This window comes from Fibrella musci, assembly GCF_041321105.1.
Taxonomy (GTDB): Bacteria; Bacteroidota; Bacteroidia; order Cytophagales; family Spirosomataceae; genus Fibrella; species Fibrella musci.
Genome location: NZ_JBGGWD010000002.1, coordinates 67,710 through 82,376, shown reverse-complemented (window position 1 = coordinate 82,376; position 14,667 = coordinate 67,710). Strand labels below are relative to the sequence as shown.

The following is a 14,667-nucleotide window of genomic DNA, read 5'->3' as shown; positions in this document are numbered from 1 at the left end:
GACAGGCCTTTTTTATATAGTCTGAACGTACCTGACTTAGGCGGCTACTTCGGCCAGCGTCGGGTAGTCGGTGTAGCCTTTTTCGCCGGGCGAGTAGAAGGTCGAGAAGTCGGGCTGGTTCAGGTCGGCACCCGTTTTCAGGCGCTCCACCAGATCCGGATTCGAGATGAACGGACGGCCAAACGCCACCAGATCGGCCCGGCCACTTTCGAGGGCGGCTTCTGCCGTTTCGGCCGTATAGCCACCGCTCAGAACGAGCACGCCCGTATAGTGTTCGCGAACGGCCTCAGCAATCTCGGGAGCTACGGCAGGCGCACCCATGCTGGCGTGGTCGACAAGGTGCACGTACACCACATGATCGTTCAGTTGCTTGGCCAGGTAATGGTAAAGGGCGTCGAAAGCCGGATCATAAGGCATATCGTTGAACACGCCGTAGGGCGACAGGCGAATACCCACTTTGTCTTTGCCGATGGCGGCCGATACGGCCTCGGCGATTTCCAGCGCGAACCGAGCGTTGTTTTCCACGCTACCGCCGTATTCGTCGGTACGTTGGTTGCTGGTGCTGCGCAGGAACTGCTCGATCAGGTAGCCGTTGGCACCGTGCAGCTCAACCCCGTCGAAACCAGCTTCGATCGCGTTTTTCGAGGCAGTTACAAACTCCTGAACAGTGGCTTTGATCTGGTCGATGGTGAACGCCTCGGGCGTCGGGTGGTCCTGCATGCCCTGCTCGTCGGTGTAGATCTGGCCGGCTGCTGCTATGGCCGACGGGGCCAGAATCTGTGCTCCTTCGTGCATGTTAACCGGGTGAGATACCCGCCCCGTGTGCATCAACTGGGCAAAAATGCGCCCACCTTCGGCATGTACGGCGTCGGTAACCTGTTTCCAACCTGCCACCTGTTGGGCCGTATACAGACCCGGTACCCGCGCATAGCCGTTGCCATTAGCCGACGGAGCGACACCTTCCGTTATGATCAGACCGGCCGACGCCCGCTGCGCGTAATAGGTAGCCATGATGTCGGTAACGTCGTGGCCAACTGTAGCTCGGTTGCGGGTCATGGGGGCCATGACGATGTGGTTTGACAGGGTGAGGTTGCCCAACTGGGCCGGTTCGAAAAGCTGAGTTGCCATGTTGATTTGGTTAGTACGATTCGGAGGGACAACTCATTTAAAGATTTAAAAGTTTGAATGTATTGCTGAAAAATTTTAGCCAAGGCTTTTCAGAAACTCACCCAATTCCTGCAAGGCTGGTTTGTTGAGGCGCAGAAACAGGTTTCGCCCCTCTTTCTGGGCTTCCACCAAACCGCTGTCGGTCAGTTGTTTGACATGGTGCGACACACAGGGCTGCGAGAGGCCCGTCAGCTCCTGCACGTCGGAGCTGGTCATGGTTTCCTGCTTGGCCAGCTGCATCAGAATCGACAGGCGATACTTGTCGGCGATGGCGCTGGTGGCTTTTTCAATTGAGCGTAACTCCATGTTGGTGTCAGTCATACTGGGTTAACACGAATTAAAACTAGTATAATTCAGCGAACGAACCGGCGAGGTGCAAAAATTGGTAGGGACCCAACGTATCCCTGTCCGTTTGAGAGACTGCCTGAGGAAACGACAAACGGGACGAAGCTGCCCAGGTACGTTCATTCGCCGCGACTGTTTGAGGAGAGAACGAACCGTAACACGACCTTACCAGATGACCTTCAATCCGCGATCAGCGTAATAGGGGAAGAGTGTATCCGGCGACACAACGGGTAGGTTCATGGTTATGCCGTGCGCAATGATCATCCGATCGAACGGGTCTTTGTGTAGTTCCTGCTTGATACCCGTTGTCAGTGTGTTTTTAATTGTTCGCTGCCAGGGTTTGCTAATGATCTGGTAATCGAACGCAGACAGGTAGTTGAGTGCCAGCCACTGGGTGTCCAGTAGCGTAATGCCCAGTGTTTGTAGGGCTCTCTGATAAAACGTATCAAAATCGGCGTTCAACACGATGAGCCCTTCGCGAATATGATTAGCCAGTTCCCACATGCTGACTACACAGATATAGACCGTATCGGCTTGTTCGATGCGCCTACGGGCGGCTGCAGAAAGCGCCTTCTGGTTACGGGTAAGGTAATCTAACGTGATCGTATCAAGAATGAGCTCATCCATTAGAAGCTATTGTCCCCTTCGCCCGTATGGATATCCTTATCCCAAATACCCTCAGGACTCTTACCGAAAAATGGTAACAATGACGAGTTGTCCAGACTGCGTTTTTTCTTCGGCCTGGTAGTTTTATCTGTTTCGCGCACAGTAAGAGGCTTGGGTGCTTTCATAATCCGAATAACAGCTAACTCAATATACAAAGTTATGAAAAGAAGTCGCTAATCGCCTTTCGCCGTACCTTTGCCCGCATTATGGCGCGACTCGTGGCGATTGATTACGGAAACAAACGGACCGGCCTCGCCGTCACGGACCCGCTGCAACTGATTGCAACGGCGCTCGAGACGGTGCCGACCCACACGCTCATCGACCGATTGAAGGCCTATGCGGCGGCCGAACCGGTAGAAGGGTTCGTAGTGGGCTGGCCAACCAACACCGACGGCACCGACACTGACACGACGGCCGCCGTGCGGGGCTTGCTGAAAAAGCTCCGAACGGTGTTTCCCGAGCAAACCGTCTATCAGCACGACGAGCGGTTTACGTCGCGGATGGCCTTGCAGGCGATGATCGCCGGTGGTACGAGTAAAAAAGACCGTCGCCAGAAAGGGGCCATCGACATGGTTAGTGCGACGATCATTTTACAGTCATTTATGGAAAGTAAAAAATAGGTTCGAGGTTCAAGGTCCCATGTTCAAGGTTGATGAATCAATGACCAGCTTTGAACCTTGGACAGTTTGAACGTTGAACTGCCTACTATATGATTCTCCCAATTGTAGCCTATGGCGATCCGGTTTTGCGGAAGCGCGCCAAAGAGATCGAGAAAGGTCAGGTTGATGTGAAGACGTTGGCCGACAATATGTTTGAGACGATGTATGCCGCATCGGGGGTGGGCCTGGCCGCGCCGCAGATCGGGCAGAGCCTGCGAATGTTTGTGGTCGATGGTACGCCTATGAACGAAGATGAAACCCCCGACGATGACGAGTTCGACCCGTCGCTGGTAGGCTTTAAGAAAGTCTTTATCAACCCCGAAATTCTGGAAGAAGACGGCGATGAATGGGCCTTTGAAGAAGGTTGCCTCAGCATTCCCGGTATCCGTAACGACGTATACCGCCCCGAATTCATCAAGATCAAGTACGTTGACCTCGACTGGAACGAGCACGTGGAAGAATACGACGGTATCGCCGCCCGGATTATTCAACACGAGTACGATCACCTCGACGGCAAACTCTTCACCGATTACATGTCGCCGCTGAAACGGCAACTCCTCAAAAAACGCCTCGCCGACATCACCAAAGGCAACGTCGACGTCGAGTACAAGATGCGGTTTCTGAAATAGAATGTATAATGTACGATGTACAATGCACAATGCACAATGCGGTACGCTGCTGCGGTAGACTGGTGATCTGGTAGCCATTGTAATCGCGTAGTTACTCGTGATTGCGCAGACATCGTACATTATACATCGTTCATTGTACATTACCTCCCTATGCACCTGACCCTGATCCAAACGGCCCTTCACTGGCACGACCCGGTTGCGAACCGGGCGATGCTGGAAGAGACGCTGTTTAACCTGCCCGAGCCGACGGATCTGATCGTGCTGCCCGAAATGTTCACAACGGGCTTCACGATGGACGCGGCGGCGGTGGCTGAACCGATGAACCTGACCACGTTTCGGTGGTTGCGGCAACTGGCGCAGCAGACCAACGCGGCCATTACGGGCAGTTACGTAGTGCAGGAGGGGGGTAAAGCCGATCGGCAGTTTTACAATCGGCTGGTTTGGATGGAGCCCGACGGTACGTTCGCTACCTACGACAAACGCCACTTGTTTCGGATGGCGGGGGAAGAGAAGACCTACACGGCGGGTACGTCGCGACTGATACGTACCTGGCGCGGCTGGCGCATTTGTCCGCTCATCTGCTACGACCTGCGTTTTCCGGTCTGGAGCCGCAACCGACCCATTGCTTCCGACCAACTCGACTACGACCTGTTGCTCTATGTCGCCAACTGGCCCGCACCCCGCCAAACGGCCTGGGACACGCTGTTGCAGGCCCGCGCCATCGAAAACCTCAGCTACGTGGCGGGCGTCAACCGCGTAGGTACCGACGGCAACGGCCATCCTTACACAGGCGGCACCGCCCTGATCGACTTCAAGGGAGAAGTACTCTTCCGGCAGTACGATACCGAAGTGGTCCATCAGCAGACACTCTCGCTCGACGACCTACGAGCCTTCCGCGTCAAATTCCCGGCCTATCTCGACGCCGATGAGTTTACGATTGAGTAAATAAAGCTAGTTAATGCTACTAGCTCTCATTATTGCCCGCTTCTTAGTTGGCTTTTTTGCGTTTATACTGTTCAGCCTGCATTGCTGGTAGCTCGCATTCAGTACCAGAATAGATCTACAGGGGCCGGACAATTGAGGCTGTTATTCAACAAATAAATGACGATGTTTTGCACCCAACGCCTGCAAAGGCTGATGGTGCACCAAAAGATAAACCATCATCAGGTACGTTCGACCTTTTCAACTTTGCCTTTGTTGGGTGCCGGTTTGACTAACCGGACAGTTTCCTATCAGAGGTAAGTGGACCTAGCAGAGCTAATAAACTACACACGAAACCAAACAAGAAAAAGCTTGTTGAACGGTTTCAACCAGATAGGTTCACTTACTATACGCAACACTTTATTGCGTTCTATAAAAGGGACTTTGGATTGTCGACTAATGGTTTGGATTTAGGTTATCTTATCAATATCTACATTTGGATCTTGAATAGAATTTCCCTGCTTCAAGAGATATAAAACTTCATTAATATCAATTCTTACATCGTCAACTGAAAGAATCCCTTTCGTAGCTAAGTCTGACAATTTATTAATCACCTCTATTTTCTCCTTTGTTATTTGAACTTTAAGCTGTTCATTTTCCAAAGCTTTCTTCTCTAAATCAAGTGCTATAGCCATCTTAGCCTCAAACTCATCAGGCTTATTTTGTATTTCAGCTTCGATTAACTCAGTTTCGGCTTTTATTTTAGTAACTTCAGCATTGGCTTTTTTTATTTCCGAGTAAGATACTTGACCGCCTGATAGTGTTTTTACTACAATTTCTTTGGAAGCTTCTAATACAGCTTTGGTTTCTTCTTTTGCTACTAAATCTTTTAAGTATACTCTTACCCGCGCGTACAAACTACCAACGCTTACACTTTCAATTTCTACTTTGACATTTTCGATATGTGATATGCTATTTAGAATGAAGCTCAAGCTAGTAACTATTTTAGCAGCATCGTTATCTTCATTTGCAATTGTAAAATCTAAAATCATTTCATAAACAACTTCAAGTTCTTCAAAATTTTCATTAGATGGACTTATCCGGTAATTAGTAACAGAAAAATCGTCACCAAAAACTAGAAGATTATCTCTATATATATCTCCATCTGCAATAATACCAAAGTCAACAGAAATATTATGTTCAGCTTCATCAGCTCTATACGCTAAATCAGCATACTGATATGGTTTATATAAATTAAAGTTTAACGGATTTTCGGACAGAAATTTAACGTAACTACCCTTTACGAGGCTTGAAAAGTTTTGAAATATATTTTTTGCAAAAAAGAATTCACTTGTCAAATTATGATTTTTTTGTAAAACTATGCTGAACCAATGAATAAACCGTTTAAAACTATAAAAAATAGGGCGATCAGTAAACCCCCGCATTTTGAATAATACAAGAAAAATATACAAAGAATGTGTTAGATATTTATTTATATATGTAACCGATTCTTTCCCTTCATTATCGGTATTGAACTTTTGATAAGCCAAATCGAAACTATTTAGATAGTCATAAAAGTCCCCTAATTGAAAATAGTTATTTTTACTTAATCTATGCTTTTCGATTAGTTCGTAAAACTCTTCGAGAATATTTTGCTCTCCTAATTCAAATACTTGACCTTCGGCGTCTTCCATGGAACTAGTTTAATAATAATTGTGAAAAAACAAATAATAAACGAAAACTTTATGTATTTTCTCTACTTGTAAAGAGTCAAGGAAATATTTTTTATTAATCGGCTATCCTGTCGCACGAGACGAGAAATACCCGCTTACATGGACGGGCCACCCAACGACCGCAGGGGTTGATGGATGATGATGATACCTCCCTGAACAAGAGCCACCTGCAACCTTTACACCCCTGTTTGGTTGGGCTGCGGCCTCCAAGACGGGGCCGGAGTCCTGTCACAGGAAGCAACCCCACGCGGAGCGAACAAAACGTACAATCCGATTACAGCCCAGCGCGAAGCCTGATTATCCAAATGGATTACGCTTTTTAGTGGCTCCGGTACCGATGCCAGCCGCCAAAAGAATCAACACTACTACAAAAGTTACTCCCATAGCTTTATCTGTTTCTGTCAAACCCCGATTGTCGAGACGTTTACCCTGTCGCCAGGTACGTGGCACACAAACCAAAACGCTACCTATCGGGGCGGTTGGCCTGTCAGCCGAGACCCGAAAATGGAAGCCCAAACCTGCCTAACGGGGCGTTCACTTTGTCACACGCAGCCCGGAAATGGAAGCAACGGCTTGGCCGGTTCACCCAACATGTTATTGTGCGTCAAATCACTAAATGTTAAATTGCTGACAGTTAGAACTTTACCATTGAGCGTATGCAAACATACAGAATTTATCAAAACAGCACGGTGCTCATTGCTTGCCTGAGCCTTGCTGGGCGGCTTTGGGCGCAATCCCCGGCTGCGTGATCTCGAAATTCTCTTTCTTTTTGGCCTCGGCTACCAACGTTCGCACATCGGCGAGCAGTTGTTTGGCGTCATAGACTACGCCGTCTTTCACTGTGTAGGTCACGCCGCCTACGCGCTCGACTTCGTTTTTCTCGTTGAGGTGAATGGCTCCGGTGCCGTAGAGCGTTTTCAGGTTGGCGAGCGGGTTTTCTTTCACGATGACGAAATCAGCCAGTTTCCCCACTTCTACCGACCCGATCTGATCGGCCATGCCCAAGGCTTCGGCCCCTTTGATGGTGGCGGCCCGCACCACTTCGAGCGGATGGAAACCGGCTTCGCGCAGCAGTTCCAGCTCGCGGATGTAGGCAAACCCGTAGAGCTGGTAAATGAAGCCCGAATCGGAACCCGCCGTGACGCGCCCACCCCGGTTTTTGTACTCGTTGATAAATGCCATCCAGAGCTGGTAGTTTTTCTTCCAGGCTACTTCCTGCTCGGTGCCCCAGTTGTGCCAGTACGACCCGTGCGAGATGCGGCTGGGGCCATAGAAACGCCACAGGCTGGGCAGCGTGTAATCGTCGTGCCATTCGGCGCGGCGGGCGAGCATCAGTTCGCGGTTGGCTTCGTAGATGTTAAATGTCGGGTCGAGGGTGAAATCGAGGGCGATTAGCTCGTCCATCACCTTGTTCCAGCGGTCGGTGCCGGGCTTAGCGGCCTGCTGCCAAAGGTTACCGGCTTCCTCGAAGCGGTTCTGCTCGTTGTTGTAATTGTAGTTGGCGGGGTAATCCTGCACGGTCCGGTCGGCAAAAAGCGCTTCGGGTAGGCCATACCAGTGCTCCATCGTAGTCAGGCCGGCTTTGGCCGTCGCCAGCGCGTTCATCCGGGCTACCTCCAACTGGGCGTGGTGGCAGGCCGAGCGCAGGCCCAGCTTTTTGTTTTCGTCGAGTGCCGCGCGGAATACGCCCGGTTCAGCCCCGAAAAATTTGATGCCATCGGCGCCCCGTTCGGCGTTCTGACGTACCCAGGCACGGGCCTGTTCGGGGGTGGTGATGGCGGCTTTGCTACCCTGCCCGAATACGGTATACGCTTTGATGCGCGGCGCCACAATCTCATTACGGTCGCTTTTAGCCCGGTGTTCCAGCACCCAATCCAGCCCGTTACCCGCCGATGGGTCGCGGATCGTGGTGATGCCGTGGCCCAGCCAGAGTTTAAAGACGTATTCGGCATTGGCCCCCTGCGCCTGTCCGCCAATATGTCCGTGCATGTCTACGAACCCCGGCATCAGGTACATGCCCTCGCAGTTCAGTTCCTGATCGCCTGCATTGTCTTTCGGGCGACTTTTCGGGTCGATGGCTACGCCGGGGTAGCCTACCTGCTGAATCTGCGCGATGCGGTTCTTTTCCACCACAATATCCACCGGTCCCATCGGTGGTGCACCGGTGCTGTTGATGAGCGTGACGCCCCGGATGATCAGTCGGTTGTAGGGGCCACCGCCTTCGCCAGTCCTGCGCGCCGGTGCCTTTTCGACCTGCGCCAGAGCGGAATGAAAAATGAAAAACGTAAAATGGAGAAGGAGCGCTACGATGAGCAGTGAGGGGCGGCGCATGGGGGAGGCGGTTTGTGGGAAATGCAAGATAGCACACGTGACGAAAGGGCCATCAACACAAGGGCAGTTGGCTAACTTTATGTAGCTAGTCTGCTACCAATCAGCTACTTTGCTGAGGTTATTGCTCAACGTGTTCCCCGTTCCAATCCACTTTACGTTTAACGCGACTCGTCTATGAAACGCTTACTCTACCCAATGGCTTTTCTGCTGGCGCTGGCTGGCTGCTCATCCCCCGCCGACTCAACGGTATCGCCCGCTGATTCGCCCACGTCGGCCGATCGGGGCCGTCGTCTGGCCGGTACGTATGAGGTCAATACGATCGGGATGCAGGTTGGAACGTACCCACAACAGGTAATTCAGTACCCGATTCTGTTGAACGGCAAACCGGTGCTGTCGTCGCAGATCAAGGTGGAGCGAAAAGCCGAAAACCTGATCAACCTGGCCGTCTCGACGGTTATTGATAAGTCGGTATTTCAGCAGGGGGCTGCTGTTGAAAACATTAGTTACCAGCAGGATATGGAGATACAGACCAACGGCAATGGCTATGATCTGTATGGCAAAGGCCGGAAAATTGCCCGCTTCGACGACAATGCCTTTGTGGTGACTATAGAAGAGACTAACAAAAGCGGCGAAACTGTGCGCATGGAGTTGAAAGCCACTAAGCAGTGACGTTCGCAACGCTTTTTGCCTTTCCTGACCCGACCGTGCGTTAGGGCACACTGGTAGGTTGATCATCGCTATCGGCGGCCCCTTGTAATTCGCGCTCCAGCTCTTCAACACTCGGCAACGTACCCCGCAGGTCGGCAGGAATGCTGTCGATGAGCCGGTACTCGGCAATGCCGATGGGTTTGTTAATGTCTTTCAGGGCATATTCGGCAATCACCTTGTCTTTGTCCTGACAAATGAGCAAACCAATGCTGGGTTGATCAAGGCTTGTTTTAAGCTGATCGTCAACGACGGATAGGTAGAAATTCAGCTTACCAGCAAATTCTGGCTGAAACTTGCCCCGTTTCAGCTCGACAACAACGTAACACCGAAGTTTCAGGTGGTAAAACAGTAAGTCGAGATAGAAATCCTGATCGCCCACTTCCAGATGATACTGCTTGCCGACGAACGCGAATCCGGCTCCTAACTCAAGCAGAAACTTGGTGATGTGGCTGGTAAGGGCATTTTCCAGATCCTTTTCCTGATAGTCATCCTGAAGGGTCAGGAAGTCGAATAGGTATGGGTCTTTGGTCAATTGCTGAGCCAGATCAGACTGAGGCGCAGGCAGGCTGTTGTCAAAATTGGTAATGGCCTTTCCCTGCCGCTCATGCAATCCCGACTTGATTTGCAGGCTCAACACATCGCGTGACCAGCCATGTTCCACCGCCTTAGCGATATAAAACGCCCGGTTCTCTGCCGACTTTGCCTTGTCCAATAGATCACATGGTGCGCCCACGGTAATTGGGCAACGGGCCGTTGCCCAATTAGGAAGTCAGGATAAGTCGCGGCAAACGGCTTCATATACTTGATGTTGCGATGCGACAAACCTTTCATTTCGGGAAACTCACGTTGCAAATCTGCTGCTAATTGTGCCGTCACTTTATCACCCCACTGCGCCGTTTTCTGGCGTTCCAGAATGGCGTGCCCTAATTGCCAGTAGAGATGTAACAACTCGGTGTTGGCGGCCAGGGTAGCGCGCAAGCGGGCCTGACGAATGGCTGCTTTAAGATCGGCCAGCAGGTGGCCGTAGTCGTCGGTGTGGTGGGATTGAGGCATGGGCGGGAATTGGTAAGCTAATCACAAATGCTACTCCGTCACTTCCTGGGCGCCCATCGTTTCGAGCAGGGTGTGCCAGTATCGCGTGACGGTGGGGTTGTTTTCTTTGGCGGAAGCCGTTGCTGCAAAGGGCAACACCAGCCGTACAGTGGGGGACCCAATGGCGTATTGTTCGCCCAGCTTCTTCGCGTCGGCTTTGGCCCAGTCGTCGGCCTGTTCATTGCTGGCGGGGGGCGTTTTGTGAAAATCGCGCCGATCCGTTCCGTTCATGCTCTCGACCATGTCGCTGAGGTAATAGGCACGTACCTGACGCCCCGATTCGTCGGCGCGAGCCAACACGTCGAGGCTGCCCCAGATGTCGGTATGCTGATTTGACTTGTTGCTGTTACCCTGATCAAGCTTGGCCAGCACCTGCCGCTGGAGCGTCGCCTGCTCGCGGGCTAGTTGCAATTCGTAGTCCGACTGGGCAGCTTCGCGGTCGGTGGGGCTGGCACCTTCCACCTCGGGCAAAGGGGTGCGAGCCGTCAGTGAAAGCGCACGGGCTTTGGCTGTATTGTCGTGAATGAAATAGACCACCACCTTATCGCCTTTCTGATGCACGTTGTCGGCAATGGCCTCCCGGATGACGCGCTCGTAGGTGGCTCTGGCTCCTTCCAGGCTGTTGTTACTCAGGCTTTTGTCGATGAAAAACACCGTATAGCTGGGTTCGTCGGCGACAGCGGCCGGGCGATCTTTTTTATCTGAACAGGCGGCAAGAACTAGCAGCAGAACAAACACAAAACGAGGCATATGCAGAACAGGGCGGCGCCAGGGATAGCTGCTGACGGAGCCGGAGACTATACCTAAAACCGAACGACAGGGCTTTGAGTTGCCTCAGATCGCGCCGGGCAACTGGCTGGCTGTCACTGACGAATGAATTCAACGCGGCGATTATTGGCCTGACCTTCGGGCGAATCGGCCCGGACAGCCGGCTGGGTTTCGCCCTTGCCGTCGGTGCTGAGGCGGCTGGCGTCGACCCCAAACTGACTGGCCAATACCGCCCGAACGGCTTCGGCCCGCCGTTTCGACAGCGCCATATTCGCCGCATCGCTGCTTTCCGTATTGGTATGATCGACGATCAGCACGCGGATGGTGCGGTTCTCGTTCAATACCGCCGCAATATCGCGCAGGGCGCCATTCGAGTCGGGTTTGACCTGGTCGCTGTTGGCTTTGAAGTGAATACCCCGCGTGACGAACTTGCCTTTATCGAGCAGTTGCGTGCGGGTATCCGGCGCGCCTACGGCCAATTGCAGGTTGCTGAGGTAATAAAACTCGTTGGGCTGATGCGTTTCGCCCAGCGCAAAAACAATCGACGAATAATCGACTTTGGGTTGGAAGGCGTGGGGTACGTCCCAGATTTTTTCGTCGTTGATGTACACACGCAACCGCTCCTGCTGCCGCGACACCGAAACCCGCACGAGGTTGCGCCCTTTCGTCATGAACGACTGCACGGCCACCTTGTTGGTTAGGCGTTCATCGCGTGGGGTAATGACGTGGAGTTCGCTGTTGCCGTTCTGTCCGTTGGTGTCGTAGGGGTGCAGGGTGAAACTTACGCCATGCCCACCTTCGGTGCGGCCGTAGGTCCACTGTGCAAACTCCTTGGCCGGTTTTTTCATCGCCACAAAAGCGGTCGAGAAGGCCGTTGAAGCGGCGGTAAGTTGGGTAGAACAGGCCAGGTTGAACTGTAATGTAAAGTTCTCGGGCAGTTCGGTAATGGCTTCCGGCATGTATTGGCCCTGCTTGCTCAGCGCGAGCCATTGCCCTGGAATGTTCCGAATCGTGACGACCTCACCCGTACTGTTGGTGTTCCAGCCCGCCGGGAAATCGCCCAGTTTGGTATGCTTGAAATCTTCGGCCAGGGTAATGGTCGTGGCCGGTACAAAATCAAACTGGCTGTATGGCCCCGTTGCCCCCGTGCCGGGTACGTATCCAGCGGAGTTGCCCGCCGTTGTTGTCGCTGTGCGGTCGCTTGCTGGGCGAGACTCTGTTGTTGGTCGGGTGGCAGGCTCAGCTGATGGGGTAGACGACGTACTGGTTTTCTTGGCCGGTTTGCTGGTGACCTTGTCTTCCGCCTTTTTGATACCCCCGTTGACTTCTTTGTTCACCCGGCTGTTGATGCCCGACTCTACTCGCCGCTGCACCACCTTTGTGGGGTCGTTGATACGGATCTGTGCCTGCACTGCCAAAGGCAGGGCCACGAAGCTGATAACGCAGATGATGATCTTCATGCCGAATCAGGTGTTTTACAATACAACGAAAAAAGGAGTAACAGCCACCTAGTCTAGGCATCTATTACTCCTTTTTAAGCGTATCGGGCTGTAAAATAGTGCCCGTACTTAATTCACCGTGAAGTCAGCGTCGCTCAGGCCTTTGTTGATGTCGACCTTATCAACGGTGAGCGTCATCTTCATGGGACCCATCGGCTGGATCATCGTGTAAGGAACTTTGATGCCATTGACATCTTTGTAATCGGCGTAATCGACGGCTACGGCCGTTTCGCCCTGCGGCCCGCGCTGCATCGAAATGGTTTGCAGTTTCAGGCCTGTAGCCACGTCGTACAGATTCGTCCAAGTGGCGCCGCCGGGGGTGCTGTTTTTAATCCGGTAGGCGTCTTTGCCGTCGACCTTCTCGGTGCCGTCCAGCGTGCTGCTCACTTTGTTGGCGGCAAAATAGAGTTCGGGGAACATCCCGGCCTGAACAGCCATGTCCAAGTCTTTACCTTCCAGTTTCTGGCTGCGCCCCTGCACCGTGCGGCTGGCCGCCTGCCCATCGCTGACGGTTTTCATCATTTCCTGCCCCATTACCATTACCGACATCGCTGATTTGTTAGGCGCTTTGGCCTTGCGGATCATCGACACTTTCTGGCCCTGCATTTCGGTGCTCATCTGCATGGTCATGTCCTGCACTTTCGAGAGGGCCTCTTTGCCACCAATGGCAGCGAGGTACTTGTCGATCACTTGTTGGGCCGTCAGGCCAACAGGCACGGCCGCGGCAGCTTTGGGTGCTTCCACGCGGTTGCCTTTGGCGTCGTAATACTCGATATCGCCAAACCGCTTGAGTTTGTCGGCAATTTCGCTCGCTTTACCCACCACCACGATAACGGCGTTTTCGGGCTTAACGAACTGCTTACCGGCTGTGGCCACGTCGGCTTCAGTGATGGCATCGACATACTTCAGGTAGTTGGGGAAGAAGTCGGCAGGCAGACCGTAACGGGCTGTGTTGATGGCGAAGTTGGCGACAGTTTGCGGGTCTTCGAGCGTGAAGATGAAGTTACCGCCAAACGCGTTTTTCGTCTGCTTCAGCTCGGCGGCCGTTACGGGCGTAGTGCTGATGGCCTTCAGTTCGTTCATGATTTCTGCCACAGAGCTATCCGTTACGGCGTTGCGCACGCTGGCTCCAGCCCGGAAGCGTCCCACCAGCCGGTCGCCCGACAGGCTCGAGTAAGCGCCGTAGGTGTAGCCGTGTTTCTCGCGCAGGTTGTTGAACAGGCGGGCCTCTGAACCACCCAGAATGTCGTTCATCACGCTGGCCAGAATGGTTTCCTGCGAATAGGGTTTCAAGGCCACAGGATACCCCACGCTGATGACCGACTGCACCGACGACGGACGGTCGACGAGCGCAATCTTGGTTTTCGCAACGGGGGCCGGGGCTGGGTACGTTGGCTTGGGTACGTCGCCACGCTGCCAGCTGCCAAAGGCCTTTTCCACCAGGGTTTTAGCCTGTGCGGGCGTGATGTCGCCCACCACGGCGAGGTAGCCGATATTGGGTTTGAAATACGTATTGTAGTAATTCTGCACATCGGCCAGCGTCACGTTGTCGACGGTCTCTTCCGTTTGCTGCTCACCGTAGGGGTGGTTTTTGCCGAACATTACCACGTTGGCCACCTTCGTAGCGATGGCGTTGGGGTTGTCTTTCTGCGACGCCAGCGCCGATTTCGTCTGCTTTTTCAGCTTGTCGAGTTCAGCCTGCGGAAACGCTGGGTGCAGCACCACGTCCGACATTAGTTCGAACAGCTTACCCGAGTTTTTGCTCAGCGACCGGCCAAACACGTTGGTGGGCGAGGTGCTCAGATCGGCGCCGATGAAGTCGATTTCTTCGTCGAGCTGGGCTTTGCTGCGGGTTTTGGTGCCGTTACGCAGGAGTTGACCGGCAAAACTGGCTGTGCCCACCTTATCGCCTTCGAGCAGTGGTTCCCGGTCGAGCACCAGGTTTACGGCAACGCGGGGCAGCTTGTGGTTTTCGACCACAAACACCTTCAGGCCGTTGGGCAGCGTGAAGGTTTCGGGTTTCCCAATTTTGATTTGCGGCGCAGGCGCATCCGCGGGCAATTTGCTCCGATCGAGCGGAGTTTGGGCAAACGCGGCTGTCGTCAGCAGCGATAGGCCCATAATGGTATGTTTGAGTGTCATTGCTTTG

Annotated in this window: 14 protein-coding genes; 4 read left to right on the top strand and 10 right to left on the bottom strand. The window is 53.0% G+C overall.

Annotation, left to right across the window (positions count from 1 at the left end; all coding sequences use genetic code 11):
* Positions 1-36 precede the first annotated feature (36 nt).
* The 3 genes from ACAW74_RS05995 to ACAW74_RS05985 form a co-directional block, all read right to left on the bottom strand.
* A complete protein-coding gene (locus tag ACAW74_RS05995) occupies positions 37-1,128 on the bottom strand; it encodes an alkene reductase (protein ID WP_370697301.1) in 1,092 nt (363 codons plus the stop codon).
* A 75-nt stretch (positions 1,129-1,203) separates the two neighbouring features.
* Complete coding sequence (locus tag ACAW74_RS05990; protein WP_370697300.1) at positions 1,204-1,488, bottom strand: ArsR/SmtB family transcription factor; 285 nt, start codon at positions 1,486-1,488, stop codon at positions 1,204-1,206.
* A gap of 189 nt (positions 1,489-1,677) precedes the next feature.
* Complete coding sequence (locus ACAW74_RS05985; protein ID WP_370697299.1) at positions 1,678-2,139, bottom strand: type II toxin-antitoxin system VapC family toxin; 462 nt, start codon at positions 2,137-2,139, stop codon at positions 1,678-1,680.
* 245 nt (positions 2,140-2,384) lie between these two features.
* On the opposite strand from ACAW74_RS05985, the gene ruvX reads away from it, so the two are divergent.
* The 3 genes from ruvX to ACAW74_RS05970 all read left to right on the top strand — a co-directional run bounded on the left by ruvX (position 2,385) and on the right by ACAW74_RS05970 (position 4,411).
* Complete coding sequence (ruvX, locus tag ACAW74_RS05980; RefSeq protein ID WP_370697298.1) at positions 2,385-2,798, top strand: Holliday junction resolvase RuvX; 414 nt, start codon at positions 2,385-2,387, stop codon at positions 2,796-2,798.
* Between the two features lie 89 nt (positions 2,799-2,887).
* Entirely contained in the window at positions 2,888-3,466 is a 579-nt protein-coding gene (gene def, locus ACAW74_RS05975; protein ID WP_370697297.1) for a peptide deformylase, read from the top strand.
* A gap of 150 nt (positions 3,467-3,616) precedes the next feature.
* Positions 3,617-4,411 (top strand): amidohydrolase, encoded by a 795-nt coding sequence (locus ACAW74_RS05970; protein ID WP_370697296.1) that lies wholly within the window; start codon positions 3,617-3,619, stop codon positions 4,409-4,411.
* Positions 4,412-4,857: 446 nt separating this feature from the next.
* On the opposite strand, the gene ACAW74_RS05965 is transcribed toward ACAW74_RS05970, so the two are convergent.
* Together ACAW74_RS05965 and ACAW74_RS05960 are read right to left on the bottom strand one after the other, a co-directional pair.
* A complete protein-coding gene (locus ACAW74_RS05965; protein WP_370697295.1) occupies positions 4,858-6,081 on the bottom strand; it encodes a hypothetical protein in 1,224 nt (407 codons plus the stop codon).
* Positions 6,082-6,813: 732 nt separating this feature from the next.
* The gene (locus ACAW74_RS05960) at positions 6,814-8,451 is read right to left on the bottom strand and encodes an amidohydrolase family protein (RefSeq protein WP_370697294.1); all 1,638 of its coding nucleotides are present in this window, start codon (positions 8,449-8,451) and stop codon (positions 6,814-6,816) included.
* A 174-nt stretch (positions 8,452-8,625) separates the two neighbouring features.
* On the opposite strand from ACAW74_RS05960, the gene ACAW74_RS05955 reads away from it, so the two are divergent.
* On the top strand, positions 8,626-9,120 hold the full coding sequence (locus ACAW74_RS05955) for a hypothetical protein (RefSeq protein ID WP_370697293.1): 495 nt from the start codon (positions 8,626-8,628) through the stop codon (positions 9,118-9,120).
* Positions 9,121-9,160: 40 nt separating this feature from the next.
* On the opposite strand, the gene ACAW74_RS05950 is transcribed toward ACAW74_RS05955, so the two are convergent.
* The 5 genes from ACAW74_RS05950 to ACAW74_RS05930 form a co-directional block, all read right to left on the bottom strand.
* Entirely contained in the window at positions 9,161-9,820 is a 660-nt protein-coding gene (locus tag ACAW74_RS05950; RefSeq protein WP_370697292.1) for a PDDEXK nuclease domain-containing protein, read from the bottom strand.
* The gene (locus tag ACAW74_RS05945; RefSeq protein WP_370697291.1) at positions 9,790-10,212 is read right to left on the bottom strand and encodes a DUF1016 N-terminal domain-containing protein; all 423 of its coding nucleotides are present in this window, start codon (positions 10,210-10,212) and stop codon (positions 9,790-9,792) included. The genes ACAW74_RS05950 and ACAW74_RS05945 overlap by 31 nt, the downstream gene beginning before the upstream one ends.
* A gap of 30 nt (positions 10,213-10,242) precedes the next feature.
* Positions 10,243-11,001 carry a hypothetical protein gene (locus ACAW74_RS05940; RefSeq protein ID WP_370697290.1) on the bottom strand — a complete coding sequence of 253 codons (759 nt, stop codon included), beginning with the start codon at positions 10,999-11,001 and terminating at the stop codon, positions 10,243-10,245.
* Positions 11,002-11,114: 113 nt separating this feature from the next.
* Positions 11,115-12,479 (bottom strand): OmpA family protein, encoded by a 1,365-nt coding sequence (locus ACAW74_RS05935; protein ID WP_370697289.1) that lies wholly within the window; start codon positions 12,477-12,479, stop codon positions 11,115-11,117.
* 108 nt (positions 12,480-12,587) lie between these two features.
* A complete protein-coding gene (locus ACAW74_RS05930; RefSeq protein WP_370697288.1) occupies positions 12,588-14,660 on the bottom strand; it encodes a M16 family metallopeptidase in 2,073 nt (690 codons plus the stop codon).
* Between the last annotated feature and the right edge of the window lie 7 nt (positions 14,661-14,667).

Excerpts from the sequence above, each read along its gene's own strand:
- ACAW74_RS05995 (WP_370697301.1), bottom strand. The coding sequence starts at position 1,128 with ATGGCAACTCAGCTTTTCGAACCGGCCCAGTTGGGCAACCTCACCCTG.
- ACAW74_RS05990 (WP_370697300.1), bottom strand. The coding sequence starts at position 1,488 with ATGACTGACACCAACATGGAGTTACGCTCAATTGAAAAAGCCACCAGC.
- ACAW74_RS05985 (WP_370697299.1), bottom strand. The coding sequence starts at position 2,139 with ATGGATGAGCTCATTCTTGATACGATCACGTTAGATTACCTTACCCGT.
- ruvX (WP_370697298.1), top strand. The coding sequence starts at position 2,385 with ATGGCGCGACTCGTGGCGATTGATTACGGAAACAAACGGACCGGCCTC.
- def (WP_370697297.1), top strand. The coding sequence starts at position 2,888 with ATGATTCTCCCAATTGTAGCCTATGGCGATCCGGTTTTGCGGAAGCGC.
- ACAW74_RS05970 (WP_370697296.1), top strand. The coding sequence starts at position 3,617 with ATGCACCTGACCCTGATCCAAACGGCCCTTCACTGGCACGACCCGGTT.
- ACAW74_RS05965 (WP_370697295.1), bottom strand. The coding sequence starts at position 6,081 with ATGGAAGACGCCGAAGGTCAAGTATTTGAATTAGGAGAGCAAAATATT.
- ACAW74_RS05960 (WP_370697294.1), bottom strand. The coding sequence starts at position 8,451 with ATGCGCCGCCCCTCACTGCTCATCGTAGCGCTCCTTCTCCATTTTACG.
- ACAW74_RS05955 (WP_370697293.1), top strand. The coding sequence starts at position 8,626 with ATGAAACGCTTACTCTACCCAATGGCTTTTCTGCTGGCGCTGGCTGGC.
- ACAW74_RS05945 (WP_370697291.1), bottom strand. The coding sequence starts at position 10,212 with ATGCCTCAATCCCACCACACCGACGACTACGGCCACCTGCTGGCCGAT.
- ACAW74_RS05940 (WP_370697290.1), bottom strand. The coding sequence starts at position 11,001 with ATGCCTCGTTTTGTGTTTGTTCTGCTGCTAGTTCTTGCCGCCTGTTCA.
- ACAW74_RS05935 (WP_370697289.1), bottom strand. The coding sequence starts at position 12,479 with ATGAAGATCATCATCTGCGTTATCAGCTTCGTGGCCCTGCCTTTGGCA.
- ACAW74_RS05930 (WP_370697288.1), bottom strand. The coding sequence starts at position 14,660 with ATGACACTCAAACATACCATTATGGGCCTATCGCTGCTGACGACAGCC.